The sequence below is a fragment of the Leadbetterella sp. DM7 genome (genome assembly GCF_040829825.2).
Taxonomy (GTDB): Bacteria; Bacteroidota; Bacteroidia; order Cytophagales; family Spirosomataceae; genus Leadbetterella.
Genome location: NZ_JBFOLH020000007.1, coordinates 70,720 through 90,509, shown reverse-complemented (window position 1 = coordinate 90,509; position 19,790 = coordinate 70,720). Strand labels below are relative to the sequence as shown.

Sequence of the window (19,790 nt, the reverse complement as noted above, 5' to 3'; positions counted from 1 at the left end):
GAAAGTGATTTAAAACATGAAAGAGTGAAGGAAATAACCTCACTTGCAAATGAATATTTTAAGAACCTGTCCGGGTAAATGGTTTAATGTAAAATATGGATTCCAAGCTCAAAATATTGATTGCAGATGATGACCGTACGGTATGCCAGTCGTTACGGCTGTTGTTTCTTACCCGGGGTTTTGAGGTGCAATACCTCATAAACCCTTTCAATATCATTGATTTTATTGAGAGCTTTAAACCAGACGTACTGTTACTGGATCTAAACTTTAGTATTGAAACCACCGGGGAAGAAGGCTTGCAGATCCTGAAGGAGGTGCGCCACGCCTATGCGGACCTACCCGTGGTTTTACTCACGGCCTGGGCTACGCTTGACCTGGCCGTGAGGGGAATGAAGACCGGGGCTTCGGATTTTATTACCAAGCCCTGGGACAATGAGGCGATCGTATCGGCCGTAAACACTCACCTGAAGCTCAACGCGGGCCGGCAGGCGGCGGTGTTGCAAAAGCTGGATACGATCATCGGCGGGAGTGAAGCCATGCAAAAGGCAAGAGCCTTGCTGCTGGGAGCGGCCCCTACCGATGCCTCGGTGCTGATTACGGGCGAGCAGGGAACAGGCAAAGACCTCGTGGCGGAAACGTTGCATGACCTTAGCCAGAGAAAAGAATACCCGTTTATCAAGGCAGATGTGCCCGGGTTTCCCGGCGCGCTGCTGGAAAGAGAGCTTTTCGGTTACCGGAAGGGCGCTTTTGCGGAAGCAGCTTCTGATTATAAGGGGCTGCTTTCGCGGGCAGAGGCCGGTACGATCTTCCTGGATGAGATCGGGGCCATGCCGTTGCCGCTGCAAAGCAAGCTGCTCCGGATTACGGAAGAAAGGGTATTTGAGCCTTTGGGCTCAGGCCTGCCTGAAAAACTGAGGTGTAATTTTATATCCTCATCGCGTTCAGACGCCGGCCGGCTGGTTGCAGAAGGGCATTTGCGCGAAGACCTGTTCTACCGGCTGAGCCTGGTGCATATTCATTTGCCTGCACTGGCCGAAAGGCCGGAAGACATCCCGCTGCTGGCGGCCTATTTTGCAGAAAACCTGAACCGGGGCGATAAGAAAAGAAAGCTGGAAGACCGGGCGCTGGAGTGGTTAAGCACGCAGGCGTTTCCGGGAAACGTACGGCAGCTGAAACGCCTGATCGAAAGAACCTGGCTGCTTTCAGACAACTACAGCATCACCATTAAAGAGCTGAAGAAAAATCTTTCGTCCGACTCCACCCGGCAGGAATCCGGCATGACCCTCGAGGAAATGGAAAAAAACATGATCCAGAAGGCCATTGCCCTCAAAAAGGGGAATATGAGCGAAGTAGCCAAAAACCTGGGCATCACCCGGAGCGCACTCTACCGGAGAATGAGTAAATTTGGGCTGACCAATCCCGGTGACCATGAGAATTAAATGGCAGCTGTCTCTTCTTTTCGGTATTCTTTTCGTGATTTCAGGGGGCCTGATCTTCCGGCTGCTCCGGGATCACCCCGCCCGGCTTATCCCGGCAGAAATCATCCTTTTCCTGGCACTTCTTTTATTTTTGTGGATACTGGGCCGGATTCTCCGGCCGCTGGACCAGATCACGCTGGGACTGGATTCCCTGAAAGACCAGGACTTCTCCGGGTATATGCGGCCTACGGGATCGGGAGAAACAGACCGCCTGGTGGAGGTATACAACAAGATGCTGGATAACATCCGGAAAGAGCGGAGGTTTCAGCAGGAGCAGCATTTCTTCCTTCAGAACCTGATCGAGGCGCTTCCTGTGGGGCTCATTATCCTCGACTTTGATGATCAGCTGAAAGAATATAACCCGGTGGCCGGCGAAATTTTAGGAATCAGGGAAGCAGACAAGGGCCGGAAGCTGGCCGGGACCTCCCTTATGCTGCGGGAGGAGATCCTGAGCCAGGAAATTCAGCAGCCGGAGACCTATAAGATCAATGGTACGCGGTATATCCGGGTGTACGTAGACCGGTTCCGGAACCGGGGCTTTTACCAGAAGTTCGTGATCCTGGAGGAGGCCGGCGACGAGATCCTGAAGGTAGAGAAGCAATCGTACGGAAAGGTTATCCGCATGATGGCTCACGAGGTCAAAAATTCGGTCGGGGCCGTAAACAGTATCCTGGAGACCCTGGCGGGGGTCCATGAATTAACGGCAGAAGAAAGAGCGGAATACCTGCAGATCGTGATCGACAGGAATAACCGTTTGAATGCATTCATGGAAAATTTTGCCCGGGTGGTGCGGCTTCCTTTACCGGGCAGGCAGGCTTTTAATCTTTCGGAGACCGTACGTTCGGTCTATCACCTGATGAAACTGAAGTTCCGGCATTTGCCGGTAGAATTCACCGTTGATCTGCCTGCCGGGCCGGTGCAGGTTACCGGCAGCCAGGAGCAGATAGAGCAGGTAGTGATCAATATTGTGCTGAATGCCTTTGAAGCCATACCCGGAGAAGGGAAGGTACACCTGCAGCTGACCCCGGATACCCTGACGGTTACTGACACCGGCACCGGCATTTCTGAAGAAGCCAGAGCCGGTCTCTTCACCCCGTTTTTCTCCACCAAACCCACCGGCCAGGGCGTAGGGCTGACCATGGTGCGCGAGATCCTGCACAACCACGGATGGGGATTTGAGCTGGGGTCAGGGGAGGGAATGACCAGGTTTGTGATCAATTTAGGCAGGAAGCACATTCAGTAACACCGCCCTGAAAAACAATCTCCACTGCAGGGAGATGCGATACCTGCTTGTTTTATAGAAGAAAAAGTTGGATATTGTTGTCTGATCGGTTAACTTTGTAAAATGAAAATCACACGACAGGTTATAGCATACAAACGGTATTTTCTGGATTTTTATGAAGGCCAGCCGGACGAAGTGCAACGAAAGATTGAATGGACTTTACAGCTTTTAAGAACAATCGATAGAATACCAAAAAAGTATTTTGACCACATAACGGGAACAGACGGGCTTTTTGAGGTTCGGGTTGAGTTTAGTGGAAATATCTTTAGGATATTCGCATTCTTTGATAGGGGGAGTTTAGTTGTATTAGGCAATGGCTTTCAGAAGAAATCTCAGAAAACACCCGGAAGCGAAATTGAAAAGGCATTAAAAATAAAAAAGGAGTATGAAAACGAAAAATAATATCACCACCTTTGACGAGATTCTCGACAAAAAATATGGTCAACGGGGGGAAGAGAAAAGAGAACATTGGGAACAGGAATTTGAAGCATTCCAACTTGGGGTTTTGCTTGAAGAAGCGAGGCTTAAATTGGGGATGACCCAGCAGGAACTTGCAGAAAAATGCGGGACTAATAAATCGTATATTTCACGTATTGAAAACAATGCGAGTGATATCCGGCTTTCTACCCTTATGAAAATTATTCAAACAGGCCTGGGAGGGAGCCTGAAACTTAAGCTACACTTATAATCCTCCCTCTTTCCGCCCGTATTCCGACGGGCTCACCCCAAACAGCTTCTGAAAAGAAGCCCGGAAGTTTTTGAGGTCTTCCATGCCTACCATCATGGCCACTTCCTGCACGCGGAATTGTTTGGTGGAGAGGAGCTGGGCGGCCCGCTTCAAACGTACATCTTTGATAAATTCAATGACCGACTGACCGGTGAGGTTTTTCAGGCGGCGATAGAAAGCCGACTGGCTCATGCCTGATTCCCGCACCAGCATCTGTACGCTGAAATGCTCGTTGGTCAGGTTATCTTCAATGATCTGCATGCTCTTTTGAATGAACAGCCGGTCGGCATCAGGGATAACCGCTTCGGAGGGCTCTACCAGGATCTGGCGATGGAAATACTCCTGCGCTTTTTTACGGTTGTTCAGGAGAGAAAGAATTTTGGAATGCAGGATCTTAGGGTTGAAGGGCTTGACAATATAATCATCGGCCCCGGTTTCCAGCCCTTCCAGCTCATGCAAAGCAGCGGCCCGGGCCGTCAGCAGCACCAGTGGGATATGGGCCGTGCGGGGATTGTTCTTGATCTTTTCACAAAACTCGAGGCCGTTCATCACCGGCATCATGACATCGCTCAGGATGATATCCGGGTGAATGAGCCCTGCCTTCTCCAGCCCTTCGCGGCCATTGGCGGCAGCGTGGGTCTCAAAATGGCCATGAAAAAGGCTGACCAGGTAATCGCGCAGGTCGTCATTATCTTCCACAACCAGCAGCTTATACTCCCGGGTAGAGTCAGGGATGTGCACCTCTTTTGAGGGTTCGGGAACCACCACTTCCCGGCTTTCGGCCGGAAAATCACCCCTTTCTCCGAACGGCAGCTGTACGGTAAAGACCGAACCCCGGCCGGGAGCGCTTTCCACCCTGATTTCTCCCCGGTGCTTTTTGACCAGCTCATGTACCAGTGAGAGCCCGATGCCCGTTCCGGTGGTTCGGTTGCTCCGGTGCTTGTAGGCCTGGTAAAACGGCTCAAAAATATGGCTGAGCTCGTCTTCGTGGATACCGGTTCCGGAATCTTTCACGCGGAGGGTAATATACCCGCCTGAAGCGGGATCTTCCGTACAGTCGGCCTCTACCTCAATGCTGCCGTTTTCCGGGGTATATTTGAAAGCATTGGAGAGCAGGTTGGTCAATACGATCTCCAGTTTTTCCGGGTCAAAATTCACCCAGACGGGCGAGTCGGGCAGGCTGAGGCTATACCGGATATTTTGTTCGTCGGCCTTGATTTTAAAGATCAGGAAAATTTCCGTGATAAAAGGCACGATGTCCAGCGTTTGCAGCTGCAGCGCCACGTTCCCGGTTTCTACCTTCCGGAAATTCATCAGCTGGTTGACCAGGTCGAGAAGCTTATGGGCCTGCTTATGCACCAGCTCGGCCTTCCGGCGGGCTTCACTGCCCGTTTCTGAAGACTGGATCAGGTATTCAGACGGACTCATGATCAGCGTGAGCGGCGTGCGGAGCTCATGCGATACGTTGGTGAAGAAGTTAAGCTTAAGATCGGCGAGCTCTTTTTCCTTTTCCTTCGCCACCTGTTCCAGGGCAATTTTGTTTTTCAGCTCGCGTTGCTTACCGGTTACCCGTTTGTACCATAGTACGGCCGAGGTTACCAGCACAGCGTAGATAAAATATGCCCACCAGGTGCGGTACCAGGGCGGCAGAATGCGGAGCTTCAGGCTGGCGGGCTCATGGGTCCAGACACCGTCGCCGTTGTCGGCTTTCACCAGGAAAGTGTAGTTACCGGCCGGCAGGTTGGAGAATCCCATCAGGCGCTGGCCCGGCGGCAGCGAGATCCAGTTTTTGTGGTATCCTTCCAGCTTGTACTCGTAATGCTGCTTGCCCGGGTTAATGTAATTCAGCCCTACAAACTCGATGGAAAAATCATTTTCAAAGGCTTTTATCGTAATCTCATTGTCGGGAGAAAAAGGGCCGGAGATCAATGCTCTCGGGTCATTTTTATGGGTAGGAGAGTAGGCGTAATTGAGTATCCTGACCTGGGTGATCTGCATTTTCGGGGGGTGCGGATTGGTAGATACGTTCCGGGGATCAAAGTAGGTTACCCCGCCGATCCCGCCGAAATAAAGAATGCCCCCGTTACCACGGGCGGCTGAAGCTACCTTGAACGAATTGCTTTGCAGGCCGTCAGCCACATCAAAATGCAGGTAGGTTTTATGGGCCGGATCAAGGCGGTACAGGCCGTTCCCGCCGATCCACAGGTCGCCGTTATCGTCTTCCAGGATAGACTCCACATCGGTTTCGGGAAGCCAGCGGTCGTAACGTTCCACCCGCAGGCTTTTCCCGTCTATCCGGTGCAGTCCGCCGCCGATGGTACCCACCCACAAATCTCCGTTCCGGCTTTTGGTCAGGGGCCAGATATAATCGGTTTTGAGTCCCTGCGGATGGAAAGAGAAACGTTTCTCCACCACCAGCTTGTCGCCCTGCAGCTTCAGGAGGAAAAGGCCGGCGTCGCGGGTACTCAGCCACATGGCCTGCTGTTCCGGCTCGTTGAGCAGGAAGGTCAGCTTGCCGGAAAGCAGGGAGCCGCCGGCTTTGCTGAACGAGTGGAGAAGCCTCCCTTCCTTATTGTAAATATGCAGACCGTCATAAAAACAGGCTACCCAGATATTCCCGCGTTGGTCAGCGGTGATGGCGATGGGCTCGGCAAGCTTCCATTCTTTTTGTCCGGGTATTTCCGGTAAGCGGGCAAGCTGCTGTGTTTTTTTGTTCAGCAGATAAATGCCATGAACGCGGGTGGCTACCCATAGTATGCCGTTTCCTGCGTCATAAATAGAAGTAACATCGATGCCGGGGGCATTGCGGAGGTTTTTTTCATCCAGGAATTTTGTCACCTTCCCGGTAGAGATAGAATACCGGGCAAAGCCGCTGCGGGTACCTATCCACATCACCTCCTCGTCCTTATCGCGGCAGATGGTGTTCGTGTAGTCGTTGGGCAGTCCGCCAACTTCTTTGGAAAGCCGGTAAAAAGGCTTGGGCAGCAGGTTTACTTTGTTCAGTCCGCCGGCAGAGGCCGCTATCCAGAGATTGTTGAAGCTATCTTCCACCATATTGTGAATAAGGTGATAGTTCAGGCCGGAAGGGTTCGAATCGTCGGGCGCAAAATGATCTGTGGTACAGGTGATGCGCAAAGGGCCCGGGTGGATGCGGGTGATCAGGTACAGGCCGGTGCGGCTGCCCACCCAGAGCCGCCGGTAGGAGTCTTCGAGCAGGGATGTGATGTAGCTGAAATGATTATCCAGGTAACGGAAGGTCTGCCCGTCTTTTGATTCTATCCGGATCACTTCTTCTTCCGAGGCCACCCAGATATTGGTATCGTGGCTGAGGGTAATGGCGCGAATGGTTGTTGCCCCCCAGGTAGTAAAGGCATGCGGTACATAACCCGCCTCGCTTTTGGTGAGGTACCAGAGGCCGAGGCCTACCGTGCCTACCCATACCCGACCGTTCCGGTCAGGAGTGATGGCAAAGATCAGGGCATTCTCCCCGTGAAACGGGAAGGGAATCTTTTGGATGTGCTTCACGGAATTATCCCGGTTAAAAGTGACTGCGTAAAGCCCGTTGGTGCTGGTGCCGATAAACAGGTCTCCGTTGGGGGAAGTGCTGAGCGACCGGGCCGTGAGGTTCCGGAGCACCTCAGCATCTTTCGGGTCGGTTGTTCTGTCTGCCAGGTTCTTGAAATCATCCGATTCAGGGTCGTAATAAAATATGCCCTGGGTTTCCGGAACCACCCAAAGGGTTTTATCGGGTGAAAGGTGAAGCCCGAGCACCCGGTTGGTGTATTGTCCGTTGACATTGCGGTAAGGCAGGCGATAGTTTTTAAGCGTATAGCCGTCGTACCGGTCCAGCCCCTTATTGGTGCCCACCCAGATAAAGCCGTCCTTGTCCTGCACCACAGCCATGGCATCGCTGTGCGACAAGCCCTCGTTGACCGTAATATGTTCAAACTTGAAGATGTTCTGGCCATGACCAGGGGTCCAGAAAATCAGGAGCAGGAAAAATATGGCAATTCTTGGTGTCATGATGCCCTGTAAACGGCAGGTATGGGTTAAGGTTGAAACCTGAAAATTCGGTAAAAAAGCAGAAACTAACAAGCAGATCATTCTAAAAACGGGCGGACGGGCACGGAAAGCCGGTAAATTGTGTATTAATAACGCTTTTATACCCTGAGGAGACGAATTTTGCAATCCTGATTGACGAATTTTACCCCCCTGCAAGTGGAAAACGTCTCCTAAATTTGCACTATTCCAATGATTAATGGTGTTGGGTTTAATCCTGATTAAATAAGATATAAGCATAACACCATTAATCAGATCGATTAGTCAATTGTTCAACTCTTAAGTAAATGTATGAAAAGTAGTTTTACACGATTACTCATTTTCCTATGGATCCTGAGTAGTGGTATCCCGGCTCTGGCAGGAGTTTTTGATACCGAAATCAAAGGGCAGGTTACGGGTTCAGACGGAACGGCTATTCCCGGCGTATCCGTTACGGTGAAAGGAACCAACCGCGGCGTTCTTACAGACCAGGAAGGCCGGTACAGCATCCAGGTGGCAGACAGAAATGCCGTTCTGGTATTCCGGCAGGTGGGCTACACGCCGGTAGAAATAACGGCAGGTACCCAAACCGTCATTAACATATCGCTGGAAGAAGACATCCAGGCGTTGGAAGAAGTGGTAGTGGTAGGTTACGGTGTGGTAAAGAAAAGCGATGTAACCGGTGCCATTGCCAAAATAGGCCAGAAGGAGATGGAGGCCATGCCGGTGCAGAATGCCTTGCAGGCCATGCAGGGCAAAACGGCCGGGGTAGACATTACTTCCAATGAACGGCCGGGTGAGATCGGATCTATCCGGATCAGGGGAGAAAGGTCACTGACCGCTACGAATGCCCCTCTCTACGTGGTAGACGGAATTCCGCTCCAGGGAACAGGCATTGAAAACCTGAATCCCGGCGATATCGAATCGATCGAAGTATTGAAAGATGCATCGTCTACGGCTATCTTCGGATCACGCGGGGCCAACGGGGTCATTCTTGTGACCACCAAAAGAGGAAAGAGCGGAAAGATGTCGGTGAACTATTCGGGCACATTCTCTTCAGAAAGCATGCACGACCGGATGGAAATGATGAATTCTGCCGAGTGGCTCGATTACAGCCGTGCCGCTAAAATAAAAGCAGGTACCTATAACGGCTCGAAAGTTATTTCGCTTGAAAACGACCGGAAAGTATACGGTACCGATCCTTATGCCTTTGCCCAGATTGAGCAGGGCTGGCAGGGCGGCAGCTGGGACGGCAGCCGGGTTCCAACCTATAACTGGACAGATGCCGGTCTGCAAACTGCGCTCACCCAGATTCATACGCTGAGCGCCAGTGGCGGCACGGAGAAGCTGCAGTCGTATGGCTCTTTCGGGTATATGGACCAGCAGGGTACCCAGCCCGGCCAGGGATACAAACGCTACACCGGGAAATTCAGCGCCGACTTCAGCGCCACCTCCTGGCTGAAGCTGGGCGGAAACATCAATGTGACCTGGGGAGACCAGGAGTACGGCTATAACTTCCGGAAGAGCACAACCGGTGCTTCCAACCTCTACTTCGCCCTGCAGGGAATGCTGCCCTGGACCGTTCCCTATACGCCGGACGGAGAATATATCCGGAATCCCGGTGGTGACGTGAACATCATTAACCCCATTCGCGAGGTGGATTACAGCCGCAACCAGCGGATCAACGTGCGCACCATGGCCAGCCTGTATTCCGAAGTGAACTTCGGTAAGATCTTCGGTTTCCTTGACGGCCTGAAATACCGTTTCCAGTTCGGGCCCGACTTCCGGTATAACCGTAACGGTATAGCGGATCAGGCAGCCTCCATTAACGGTGACGGTAATAACCTGGTGCAATACAACACGGATCTACGGAACTCCTGGACGCTGGATAACCTGATCTACTATAATAAAAACATAGGAAAGAACTCACTGGGAGTGACCTTGTTGCAGAGTGCTTCTGCCTATAAATCGGAAGGAAGCAATATCCGTTCTTTTGTGAACACGGCTGATGAGCTATGGTATAACGTAGGCTCTCTGGCCAGCATACAAGGCTACGGGTCTTACCTGACCGAGACCCAGCTGACCTCGTACATGGCGCGGGTAAACTACGGTTTCGACGAAAAATACCTGCTGACCGTTTCCGGGCGGTGGGACGGCGCCTCTCAGCTGGCGGAAGGCTACAAATGGGATTTCTTCCCGTCGGCCGCACTGGCCTGGCGTGTAGACCAGGAGAGCTTCCTGAAAGAGGTGAACTGGGTGACCCAATTAAAGCTGCGCCTGGGTGTAGGGGTAACGGGTAATGCGGGGATAGGCGCTTACGGAACCAAAGGGGCCGTCTCCAATAATTTCTATCACTGGGGTGAAATTGTGGCACCGGGTATGGTAGCCTCTGACCCTTCGGCGGCATCGCCCGTAGTAATGGCTAATACAGCTTTGGGCTGGGAGAAAACGGCGCAATATAACCTGGGGATTGACTTTGCTATCCTGAAAGGCCGTATCGACGGAACCATTGACCTATACAAATCAAAAACCAGCGACCTGCTGATGGAAAAAGCGCTGCCGGCGCTTACAGGTTACCTGAGAACCTGGGATAACATCGGTAAAACTGATAACAAGGGGATCGACATCTCCCTGAATACCGTAAACGTCAAGACCAAAGATTTCCGCTGGGCTTCCACCCTGACGTACTCGGCTGACCGCAGCAAGATTGTGGAACTGGCCGACGGCAAGATTGAAGACATCGCCAACGGCTGGTTTGTGGGGCGGCCTATCGGTTCGTACTATGATTACGTATATGACGGCGTCTGGAAAACCAGCGAAAAAGACGCAGCGGCCAAATACGGTCGTGAACCGGGGATGATCAAAGTAAAAGACCTGAACGGAGACGGTGTGATTGATGCCAATAACGACAGGGCCATAGTAGGCAAGTCGCGCCCCGACTGGTCAGGCGGTTTCCTGAATACCCTGAACTATAAAAACTGGGAGCTGTCGGCTTTCCTGTACGGAAGATTCGGGTTTACCATGAGAACAGGCTCAGAAACGCTTTCAGGCCGTTTTGCTATGCGTAAGCTGGATTACTGGATAGAAGGCGTGAACGAAGATGCGGAATACTATGCACCGGGTGTGGGCGGTGAGAACGGAGACACGTTCAAGGGCGCACAGGGTTATAGGGACGGTTCCTTTATCAAGCTGCGTAACGTGTCGCTGGGCTATAACTTCCGGCCGGGTCAGTTGAAAGTGCTGAAAGTTCAGAACGCTAAGCTGTATGTTCAGTGCATGAACCCGGGCCTGGTATACTCAAAAATAGATTTCATAGATCCGGATCTGGGCGGCTCTACATTCAACAGGAGCTTTGTGTTTGGTGTTAACTTAGGATTTTAAAAATTTACTTTTATGAAACTGAAACATATATATCTTGGCTTGGGAATGACGGCTTTAACCTTCGTTTCATCCTGCAAGCCGGAGTTCCTGGACGAGGAGCTGATCACGTCAGTAAGTACCGAGTCGTTTAAAACCAAAGACGGTTTGGATAAGCTGTCGGTGGGAGTTTACCGGAACCTGGAATTTCACTTTAACTACGAGTGGTCCTATACGTTATGGCAGTACGGAACCGATGAAATGGCGGTAGCCAATGACGGTATCCAGGAGCCCTATAACAGCTATACATCGGCTTTTGACCCGGCCCGCGGTGACGGCATGGGCTCGCTATGGGATAACATGTACTCGGGAATTTCCTCTGCAAATACCCTCATACAAAATGTGCCTCTGTATTATGGAGAAAGCAATGCCAGCTACAATACCCGTCTGGGTGAGGGCTATTTTATGCGGGGATTCAACTACTTCCGGCTGGTTCAGCAGTTCGGCGGGGTGCCGCTGATCACCGAACCGGTAGTAGGAGCCTCTACCGACTTCGCGCGGAACTCCATCCAGGAAACCTATGAGCTGGTCATTAACGATTTGAAAAAAGCCTATGACCTGCTTCCCGCTACAGTTACAGAGCGCGGCCGGCTGACCAAATGGGCCGCAGCCCACTTCCTGGCCAAGGCTTCGCTGTTCCGGGCCAGTGAGCTGTACAGTGACTGGAACGGGGCCACCAAAACCCAGGATCTGGAAAATGCCGTGAAATATGCCAATGAGGTGATCGGGGCGCACCCGTTAGCCGCTAACTTTTCAGACCTGTGGAACTTTACTACACCCAACGGGGCAAACGAGCGGTCTACGGAAGTGGTTCTGGCCGCCCAGTTTTCTAACGATGTCCCATCCCGGGGCCGTTACGGAAACCAGGTACATCTCTACTACCCCTCTGTTTACCAGAACATGGCGGGCCTGAAAAGGGATATCTCCGGCGACCGGGAATTCTCACGCCTGAGAACTACCGAATACGCGCTGGACGTATATGACCGGGTGAACGATTCCCGTTTCTGGAAAAGCTTTATTACGTCCTACCGTTGCAATAACCCCGGTGCCGCACCTAAGTGGGGCGAGTACGCACCGGCCGGGAAAACTGCTGCCGACTTTAAATTTGTCGGGGGAGAAGAGGGGATCCGGTATATTGTGAACAGTGCGGGAGACGACCGGTATACTTCAGCAAACCTGAATTACCGTGCACCGCACATGTTTGTCAGGTACTTCAAGGGAGAAACCCAAAAGTATATCGGCGAACATGGAAACAGCGGTACCTATGCCAACAAGAGCCGCTATGTGGCCCTGAGTAAATTCAGGGACGGCTCACGGACAACGGTAGCCGACCAGTTTGGCACCCGCGACGGTATCCTGGCGCGTTCAGCCGAAGACTACCTGATCGTAGCCGAAGCGCTGGGAAGACAGGGCAAATACGCAGAAGCGCTTCCTTACATTAACAAGCTTCGTGAAAGAGCCGGCTATGCACAGGGAGAAGACCGCAGTGTCAACATCGACGGCGGGCAGGCGTACAAGACCAACCCGGCCGGCAGCGGCAGCGGGAATGCCTTTGCCGCCTATTCGGAAACCAATACCTACTATGAATCGAATAACGATATGGCAGTAACTACTGCGGCCACCAAAACCAACCTGCAGTTTGCTTCGGTCAATGAAATCCTGAGTTCCTCAAAAGAATTCTACGATGTACTCGGGGCTGCTTCAGATGCCGACAAATTCCTGGTGTTCATCATGAATGAGCGTTCAAGAGAGCTTATGGGTGAGCTGATGCGCTGGCCTGACCTGGCCCGGACGAAGCAGCTGGAAAAACGGTTTAAAACATTTAATGACGGTTCGGTGATCACCGGTTCTGCATTTAATGCCGGAAAGCATTATTTTCGTCCTATCCCGCAGTCGTTCCTGGACGCTGTAACCAGTGGAGGCAAGGCATTGACCAGTGAACAAAAGCAGGGAATGCAGAACCCCGGGTGGTAATCATGGGGGCTCGAGAGAGGCTGAGGCTCAAACCCATTAATTCCTTTGTGTACTTTGTGCAATATACTTTGTGTTCTTTGTGAAAAAAGATATAGCACAAAGTACACAAGGGAAATGCAACACAAAATATTCTCTTTCTTTTAAAACCAATGATGAGAAATATAATTTTCATTTTATGGCTATTGTGCGTATGCTCAGAGCTTGGGGCGCAAACCGCCTATGACTACACCCGCCTGAAAAGAGAAAAGCCGGGCAGAGGGCTGGTAGTGATCAGAAAAGACCCGGCGGTAAACGTCATCACCTGGCGTTACCTTTCTGCTGATCCGCAGGATATAACGTTCAATCTTTACCGCGACGGGAAGAAGATCAACAAGGCACCCCTGGCCGGGGCAACTTTCTTTGAGGATAAAATTTCATCGGACAAAGCCCTGACTTACACCGTTAAAAGTGTGGTAAAAGGGAAGGAAGAAACCTTACAATCGTATACGCTTCCGGCTAACGCCCCGGTAGGATACATCAATATCCCCTTAGACGTGCCGCAGGGCGGAGTATCGCCTTCCGGCGAAGCCTACACCTATTCACCGAATGATGCGAGCATCGGGGATGTGGACGGAGACGGTGAATACGAGATCTTCCTGAAATGGGACCCTTCTAATGCCCACGATAACTCGCATAAAGGATATACCGGAAATGTGTTCATTGACTGCATTAAGCTGGATGGTACCCGGTTGTGGCGGGTAGACCTGGGGCGGAATATCCGCGCCGGAGCCCACTACACCCAGTTCATGGTATATGACCTGGACAATGACGGAATAGCGGAAATGGTAGTGAAAACAGCTGACGGCACCGTGGATGCCAAAGGCAAGGTGATCGGCGATCCGAAAGCCGACTACCGGAATGAAAACGGCTATATTATTGAAGGACCGGAATTTCTCACGGTATTCAGCGGTAAAACGGGAGAGGCGCTCCAGACCGTGGATTATGTGCCACCGCGCGGCGACTGGCAGGCCTGGGGCGACAATTACGGCAACCGCGTGGATCGCTTCCTGGGCGCCATTGCTTACCTTGACGGGGTGAATCCCAGCGTGGTCATGTGCCGGGGCTACTATACCCGTACCGTACTGGCGGCCTTTGACTGGAAAGACGGGAAGCTTACGCAGCGCTGGATTTTTGACAGCGATACGCCGGGCAACGAATCCTACCGCGGCCAGGGAAACCATAACCTGCGGGTAGGGGATGTGGACGGTGACGGGAAAGATGAGATCATCTACGGTTCCTGTGCCATTGATGACGACGGCACCGGCCTCTATAGCACCGGCCTGGGCCATGGCGATGCCATTCACATGACTATCTTTGACCCTTCCCGGAAAGGCCTTCAGGTGTGGGATGTGCACGAAAATAAGAAAGACGGCTCCACCTTCCGCGATGCGGCTACCGGCGAGATCCTGTTCCAGGTGAAATCCAAAATCGATGTGGGCCGGGCTATGGCTGCCGACATTGACCCCACCCACCGGGGAGTGGAGATGTGGTCGTGGGACTCCGGCGGAATCCGGAACATCAAAGGAGAGATCACTACCGACAAGGTGAGCGTGCAGGCCAGTCCTACCGACAGCCTGGCGGAGGTGCTTTCGGTGAATATGGGAGTCTGGTGGGACGGCGATCTTTCGCGCGAGCTGCTGGATAAGAACCGGGTGACCAAATACGACCCCGAAAGCCAGAGCATAAAACTGCTTTTCAGGGCAGAAGGGGCGGCTTCCAATAACGGAACCAAAGCCACCCCGGCCATCCAGGGTGACCTGCTGGGCGACTGGCGGGAAGAGATTCTGCTACGCACGGAAGACAATAAAAACCTCCGGCTCTATGTTTCGCCTTACCCTACGCGCTACCGCTTTCATAGCTTTATCGAAGACCCGGTGTACCGCATCAGCATGGCCACTCAGAATGTAGCCTATAACCAGCCCACCCAGCCCGGCTTTTATTTCGGAACCGACCTGGAGCATATCTTCCCCGAAAAAGAGGTAGTAATTAACGGGACATCCGTAACGCTGGATGCAGGTATGCCGGCCGATGCCTACCGGTGGTCAGTAGGAGGAACGGAACGTACCCGTACCCTTACCACAGCGGATATTCCGGCAGGGAAAAAGACAAGAGTGGAACTGACGCTGGCCTTCCGCGGGTACAAATTCAAAGATCATATATATATCACACTCAAACCGTGAAGGAGCAGTGAGCGGTGAGCCCTGAGTGAAAAGCTCATCGCTCAGGACTTATAGCTCACAGCTAAAAATTACAGAAATGAAAAAAAGACATTATTTAGCCGCTGCACTATTGCTGAGCCTGAACTGCACCCGGGCCCAGGTAAATGATTTTACCACGCCGCTTCACCTTTTACAACCGGATTATGACACGCCCTACGGGGAGCTGAGCCCCGAAAAGGTCAAAACTTCACTCGACAAGGTGCTGAAGTTCCTGGACGAATCCACGCCGGCCAAGGTGATCGATTCGTCTACCGGTAAGGAGCTGAAAGATTACTCCGGTATGGATGAAAACACCCGCCTGCAGCAGGGCTCGTTCCGGCTGGCCAGCTACGAGTGGGGCGTGACCTATTCCGGCATGCTGGAAGCGGCAAAAGTGACCGGTGATGACCGCTACTTTAAATACGTCAATGACCGCTTTAAATTCCTGGCGGAGGCCAAGCCCCATTTCATAGAGCAGTTGAATGAATACGGGGTGATTGACCCGCAGATGCGGCAGATGCTGAAGCCGCACGCCCTTGACGATGCCGGGGCCATGTGTACGGCTATGATCAAATTTGAGCAAAGCAAGCCCGGTTTTAATCTGAGAAGTGTGATAGACCACTACATGAACTACATCATGTACAAAGAATACCGCCTAAGTGACGGCACCTTTGCCCGCAAGCGGCCCCAGCTGAACACGCTATGGCTCGACGATATGTACATGGCAGTTCCGGCCATTGTGCAGATGGGGAAGCTCACCGGCGAAGCCCGATACTTTAACGAAGCTACCCGGCAGATCCGGCAGTTTACCGAGCGGATGTTTGTGAAAGAAAAAGGGCTTTACATGCACGGCTGGGTGGAATCTTCGGATCAGCATCCGGCCTTTTTCTGGGGACGGGCTAACGGCTGGGCACTGCTCACCATGACCGAGGTGCTGGATGTTTTACCGGCAGGCCACCCTGACCGCGAGTATGTGCTGAACCAGTACAAAGCGCATGTTAAAGGCCTGGTGCAGTATCAGTCGAAAGAAGGCCTCTGGCACCAGCTGCTGGACCGGAACGATTCCTACCTCGAAACATCGGCTACGGCCATCTATACCTACTGTATCGCCCGGGGCGTCAACAAAGGCTGGCTGGACCCCGTTGCCTATGGCCCGGTGGCCTATTACGGCTGGAATGCGGTAGCTACAAAGATCAACAACAAAGGCCAGGTAGAAGGCACCTGCGTGGGTACAGGCATGGGCTTTGACCCGGCGTTTTACTACTATCGTCCGGTGAATGTATACGCGGCCCACGGCTACGGCCCGGTGCTGCTGGCAGGCGCAGAGGTGATCACCCTGCTGAAAAATTTCCATCCGCGTCTGAATGACTCGGCCGTCCAGTTTTACCGGCAGGAACAGACCTACCCTTCGCCCATTTTCAGTGTCAGCACCCGTAAAAACGATACGCCTCCCGGCAGCTCCCGCAAAGGTAAAAACCCGGTGGTTTTCCTGATCGGTGATTCCACCGTTAAGAACGGAACAGGTGAGGGCGATAACGGCCAGTGGGGCTGGGGCAGCTTCTTTGAAAACTACTTCCAGACCGATAAAACCACCGTAGAAAATCATGCGTTGGGCGGGCGGAGCAGTCGCACCTTTATCACAGAAGGCCTGTGGGAAAACGTCTATAACGAGATCCGGAAAGGCGATTACCTGCTGATCCAGTTCGGGCATAACGATGGCGGTCCGATGAACACCGGCCGGGCCCGGGCCTCGCTGAAAGGCACAGGGGAAGAATCGGAAACGGTGATTATGGCCGGTACAGGCGGACCGGAAGAGGTGTTTACCTTCGGGCATTACCTGAGAACCTATATCCGCCAGGCCAAAGCCAAAGGGGTTTATCCGGTGGTGCTTTCACCTACCCCGCGGAACATCTGGAAAGACGGTAAGATGGAGCGGATGAACGAAACATATGCCAAATGGGCGAAAGAAGTAGCCGATCAGGAAAAAGTACCGTATATTGACCTGAATGATCTGGCGGCCAGGAAAACGGAAGCCTTGGGCGAAAGCAAAGGGAAATCCCTGTTCTTTGATGCGGCCCATACCAACCGCGAAGGCGCGGTACTAAATGCGGAAGCGGTGGTAGAAGGGATCCGGTCGCTGAAAGGGAATTCGCTGAATAAATATTTGAAATAGCTTTAAGCAATCAGCTGTCAGCACTCAGTCAGGTGATGAACATGAGCAGTCCGCCACAGGGCTGACAGCTGATTGCTGAAGGCTGAAAGCTTTTATACATATGAAAAGACAGTCCTTCAAAATGTTCCTCAAACCCGGTTTTGAGGCCGAGTATGAGAAAAGACATAACGAGATCTGGCCGGAGCTTCAGGCCCTGCTGAAAGAAGCAGGCGTGGCCAACTACAGCATTTTCTGGGATAAAGAAACCAACACCTTATTTGCCTACCAGGAAAATACCGGTGCGGATGGCTCCCAGGACCTGGGCAGCACGGCTATTGTTCAGAAATGGTGGGCCTACATGGCCGATATCATGGAAACTAATCCGGATAACTCGCCGGTATCGATCACATTGCAGGAAGTTTTTCACATGGATTAAATACCGTCTGATGAGAATATTTGCCCTCCTTTTCACTTTTCTGCCTTTCATAGCGTCTGCCTGGCAGCAAACCGATGAGGCCGCCATCCGTGCCGTGGCAGACAATATACTCAAACAGCCCGTTACGCAGTTTACAGGTGTTACCACTGGTAAAATCTATAACTCGACCCGGGAGATTCCAAAGGGTGAAGACGTGAAATTTGCCAGTCCGCTGGCCGAATGGCATTACTCTAACGGGGTGCTGGACATGAGCATGCTGCGCCTGGGAGAATACCTCGGGGATACGCGGTATACGAACTACGCCATGAACCACGTGAAATTCGGGTTTGATAATTACGCCTATTTCAAAAATACGTTCCGGAACGACCGTAAGCACTGGTACTGGCCGTTCGGGCAGCTCTGGAATTTTAAGGAACTGGACGACTGCGGGGCCATGGGAGCAGCCGTAGTAAACGTTTACCAACGGGATCAGAAGCCGGAATATAAAACCTATATCGACAAGGCAGCCCAACATATCATGAAGGGCCAGGTACGTTTGGCCGACGGCACGCTAAGCCGTACTTTTCCCCGTGAAATGACCGTATGGGCCGATGACGTATACATGAGCGTTTCTTTCCTTTCCCAGATGGGGAAACTGACAAAAGAAAAACAATACTTTGACGAGGCTGCCCGGCAGATCATTCAAATTGCCCACTACCTGTGGGATGATGAAAAGCAGCTGTTCTATCATTGCTACTACACCGATCTTAAGCGAAACGGCGTGGCCTGTTGGGGCCGGGCCAACGGCTGGATCACCGTTTCGCTTTGCATGCTGCTGGAAGTGCTGCCGGAGGATCATCCGCAAAGGGGAGAGCTACTCAGCTGGCTCGACAGGCAGATCGTGGGGGCTTCCCGCTACCAGAATGCAAACGGCATGTGGAACCAGCTCCTGGACAAGCCGGAATCGTACGACGAATCGTCCATCACCGCCATGTATGTATACGGAGTGGCCAAAGGCATTAACCACGGCTGGCTGGACCCGAAATACCGGTCGATCGCCATCACCGGGTGGGAAGCGCTGAAAAAGACCCAGATCACCGAAGAAGGGCATTTTAGAAACGTATGTGTGGGAACAGGCATTTCCGATGACCTGCCGTTTTATTACAACCGGCCCGTGGGTGAAAATGAAAAGCACGGCCTCGGGCTGATCATTGAAGCCGGTATAGAGATCATGAAGCTGAAGAAAAAATGAGGGAGCTGGTCATCATCATGATCTTCTGCGTTTTCAGCGCCCGTGCACAAAACGCCCCGGTGATACTGAAAGCTAAAAACAGTACATCGCAGATCGTGGCAGCATCGCATCCCGGCTTTAGCTTTTTGTTACCCGAAATGGCCGGGAGCCTGGAGTTCGGTATTATTCAGGGGGGAAAATCGAAATGGCTGAAAGATTTTGCCGGAACAAAAGTCACGGCTGACCGGCGAAGCATAAAATATATCCTACAGGGAGAGACGTCCGGAGAGCTCGTGATAGAAGCCGTTTCCCTGCGGGTTACCGACGGCCTGGTTATACAGGTCACGGCCCGGGACTTCCCGGCCGGAACGCAGCTCTTCTGGGCGTATGGTGGCGCGTCGGGAAAAACAGGGTCAAAGCCCGAATTGCTTCCCGAATACTGCAAGTACAATGTCTTCAGTGTGGAAGGCACGGCATTTACCGCCTACTACGGCGAAAGCATGAAGCTGAAAGTCATCCAGGGCGTGATGCCGCCCGCGTCAGTGATCCGGCTTTCTGATGCCTTCCGCCAGGATACGCCGCTGGCCTTTTTTGAGTCAGGCAAAAAGACCGATGCCCCGTCTCTGGCTGCCGTTTTGTTGCTGGAAAAGGAACAGTATTTTTGTATTTACCGGCAAAACGCCGCGGCTGATTATAATTATTTTATGCTGCCGGAAGTTTTTGCGGAAGCGAAAGCGCAGAGGTAAGAAAAGTGAATTATTTGTTTGAAAATATTATAGTCACGTAAGAGAAATAAATAGAATGTACCTTATCTCACAAAATAGTCCGTCTGTAAAATT

Annotated in this window: 12 protein-coding genes; 11 read left to right on the top strand and 1 reads right to left on the bottom strand. The window is 52.2% G+C overall.

Going from position 1 to position 19,790, the window contains the following annotated elements:
• The first annotated feature begins 95 nt into the window (after positions 1–95).
• From AB2U10_RS10145 to AB2U10_RS10130, 4 genes are all read left to right on the top strand, one after another.
• Positions 96–1,439, top strand: a complete 1,344-nt coding sequence (locus AB2U10_RS10145; protein ID WP_367913983.1) for a sigma-54-dependent transcriptional regulator — start codon at positions 96–98, stop codon at positions 1,437–1,439.
• Positions 1,429–2,721, top strand: coding sequence for a sensor histidine kinase (locus AB2U10_RS10140; protein WP_367913982.1), 1,293 nt, complete (start codon positions 1,429–1,431; stop codon positions 2,719–2,721). Before AB2U10_RS10145 ends, AB2U10_RS10140 begins: the two co-directional genes overlap by 11 nt.
• A 102-nt stretch (positions 2,722–2,823) precedes the next feature.
• On the top strand, positions 2,824–3,162 hold the full coding sequence (locus AB2U10_RS10135; protein WP_367913981.1) for a type II toxin-antitoxin system RelE/ParE family toxin: 339 nt from the start codon (positions 2,824–2,826) through the stop codon (positions 3,160–3,162).
• On the top strand, positions 3,146–3,448 hold the full coding sequence (locus AB2U10_RS10130; RefSeq protein ID WP_367913980.1) for a helix-turn-helix domain-containing protein: 303 nt from the start codon (positions 3,146–3,148) through the stop codon (positions 3,446–3,448). The genes AB2U10_RS10135 and AB2U10_RS10130 overlap by 17 nt, the downstream gene beginning before the upstream one ends.
• Here the strand turns inward: AB2U10_RS10130 and AB2U10_RS10125 are convergent.
• Positions 3,443–7,510 (bottom strand): two-component regulator propeller domain-containing protein, encoded by a 4,068-nt coding sequence (locus AB2U10_RS10125; protein WP_367913979.1) that lies wholly within the window; start codon positions 7,508–7,510, stop codon positions 3,443–3,445. The two genes, AB2U10_RS10130 and AB2U10_RS10125, sit on opposite strands and share 6 nt — an antisense overlap.
• A 327-nt stretch (positions 7,511–7,837) precedes the next feature.
• Here AB2U10_RS10125 and AB2U10_RS10120 point away from each other — a divergent pair, with 327 nt between their 5' ends.
• The 7 genes from AB2U10_RS10120 to AB2U10_RS10090 all read left to right on the top strand — a co-directional run bounded on the left by AB2U10_RS10120 (position 7,838) and on the right by AB2U10_RS10090 (position 19,697).
• On the top strand, positions 7,838–10,906 hold the full coding sequence (locus AB2U10_RS10120; protein WP_367913978.1) for a SusC/RagA family TonB-linked outer membrane protein: 3,069 nt from the start codon (positions 7,838–7,840) through the stop codon (positions 10,904–10,906).
• Positions 10,907–10,918: 12 nt separating this feature from the next.
• The gene (locus tag AB2U10_RS10115) at positions 10,919–12,916 is read left to right on the top strand and encodes a RagB/SusD family nutrient uptake outer membrane protein (RefSeq protein ID WP_367913977.1); all 1,998 of its coding nucleotides are present in this window, start codon (positions 10,919–10,921) and stop codon (positions 12,914–12,916) included.
• A gap of 149 nt (positions 12,917–13,065) precedes the next feature.
• Positions 13,066–15,135: a rhamnogalacturonan lyase gene (locus tag AB2U10_RS10110; RefSeq protein ID WP_367913976.1), complete on the top strand. Its 2,070-nt coding sequence runs from the start codon at positions 13,066–13,068 to the stop codon at positions 15,133–15,135.
• Positions 15,136–15,211: 76 nt separating this feature from the next.
• Positions 15,212–17,326, top strand: a complete 2,115-nt coding sequence (locus AB2U10_RS10105) for a glycoside hydrolase family 88 protein (protein WP_367913975.1) — start codon at positions 15,212–15,214, stop codon at positions 17,324–17,326.
• Positions 17,327–17,426: 100 nt separating this feature from the next.
• Positions 17,427–17,741 (top strand): L-rhamnose mutarotase, encoded by a 315-nt coding sequence (gene rhaM, locus AB2U10_RS10100; RefSeq protein ID WP_367913974.1) that lies wholly within the window; start codon positions 17,427–17,429, stop codon positions 17,739–17,741.
• 10 nt (positions 17,742–17,751) lie between these two features.
• On the top strand, positions 17,752–18,972 hold the full coding sequence (locus AB2U10_RS10095; protein WP_367913973.1) for a glycoside hydrolase family 88/105 protein: 1,221 nt from the start codon (positions 17,752–17,754) through the stop codon (positions 18,970–18,972).
• Complete coding sequence (locus tag AB2U10_RS10090; RefSeq protein ID WP_367913972.1) at positions 18,969–19,697, top strand: DUF4450 domain-containing protein; 729 nt, start codon at positions 18,969–18,971, stop codon at positions 19,695–19,697. The genes AB2U10_RS10095 and AB2U10_RS10090 overlap by 4 nt, the downstream gene beginning before the upstream one ends.
• Positions 19,698–19,790 lie beyond the last annotated feature (93 nt).

Bases quoted from the DNA above. Each gene is read 5' to 3' on its own strand.
- AB2U10_RS10145 (WP_367913983.1), top strand. From the start codon at position 96: ATGGATTCCAAGCTCAAAATATTGATTGCAGATGATGACCGTACGGTA.
- AB2U10_RS10130 (WP_367913980.1), top strand. From the start codon at position 3,146: ATGAAAACGAAAAATAATATCACCACCTTTGACGAGATTCTCGACAAA.
- AB2U10_RS10135 (WP_367913981.1), top strand. From the start codon at position 2,824: ATGAAAATCACACGACAGGTTATAGCATACAAACGGTATTTTCTGGAT.
- AB2U10_RS10140 (WP_367913982.1), top strand. From the start codon at position 1,429: ATGAGAATTAAATGGCAGCTGTCTCTTCTTTTCGGTATTCTTTTCGTG.
- AB2U10_RS10095 (WP_367913973.1), top strand. From the start codon at position 17,752: ATGAGAATATTTGCCCTCCTTTTCACTTTTCTGCCTTTCATAGCGTCT.
- AB2U10_RS10125 (WP_367913979.1), bottom strand. From the start codon at position 7,510: ATGACACCAAGAATTGCCATATTTTTCCTGCTCCTGATTTTCTGGACC.
- AB2U10_RS10105 (WP_367913975.1), top strand. From the start codon at position 15,212: ATGAAAAAAAGACATTATTTAGCCGCTGCACTATTGCTGAGCCTGAAC.
- AB2U10_RS10090 (WP_367913972.1), top strand. From the start codon at position 18,969: ATGAGGGAGCTGGTCATCATCATGATCTTCTGCGTTTTCAGCGCCCGT.
- AB2U10_RS10110 (WP_367913976.1), top strand. From the start codon at position 13,066: ATGATGAGAAATATAATTTTCATTTTATGGCTATTGTGCGTATGCTCA.
- AB2U10_RS10120 (WP_367913978.1), top strand. From the start codon at position 7,838: ATGAAAAGTAGTTTTACACGATTACTCATTTTCCTATGGATCCTGAGT.
- rhaM (WP_367913974.1), top strand. From the start codon at position 17,427: ATGAAAAGACAGTCCTTCAAAATGTTCCTCAAACCCGGTTTTGAGGCC.
- AB2U10_RS10115 (WP_367913977.1), top strand. From the start codon at position 10,919: ATGAAACTGAAACATATATATCTTGGCTTGGGAATGACGGCTTTAACC.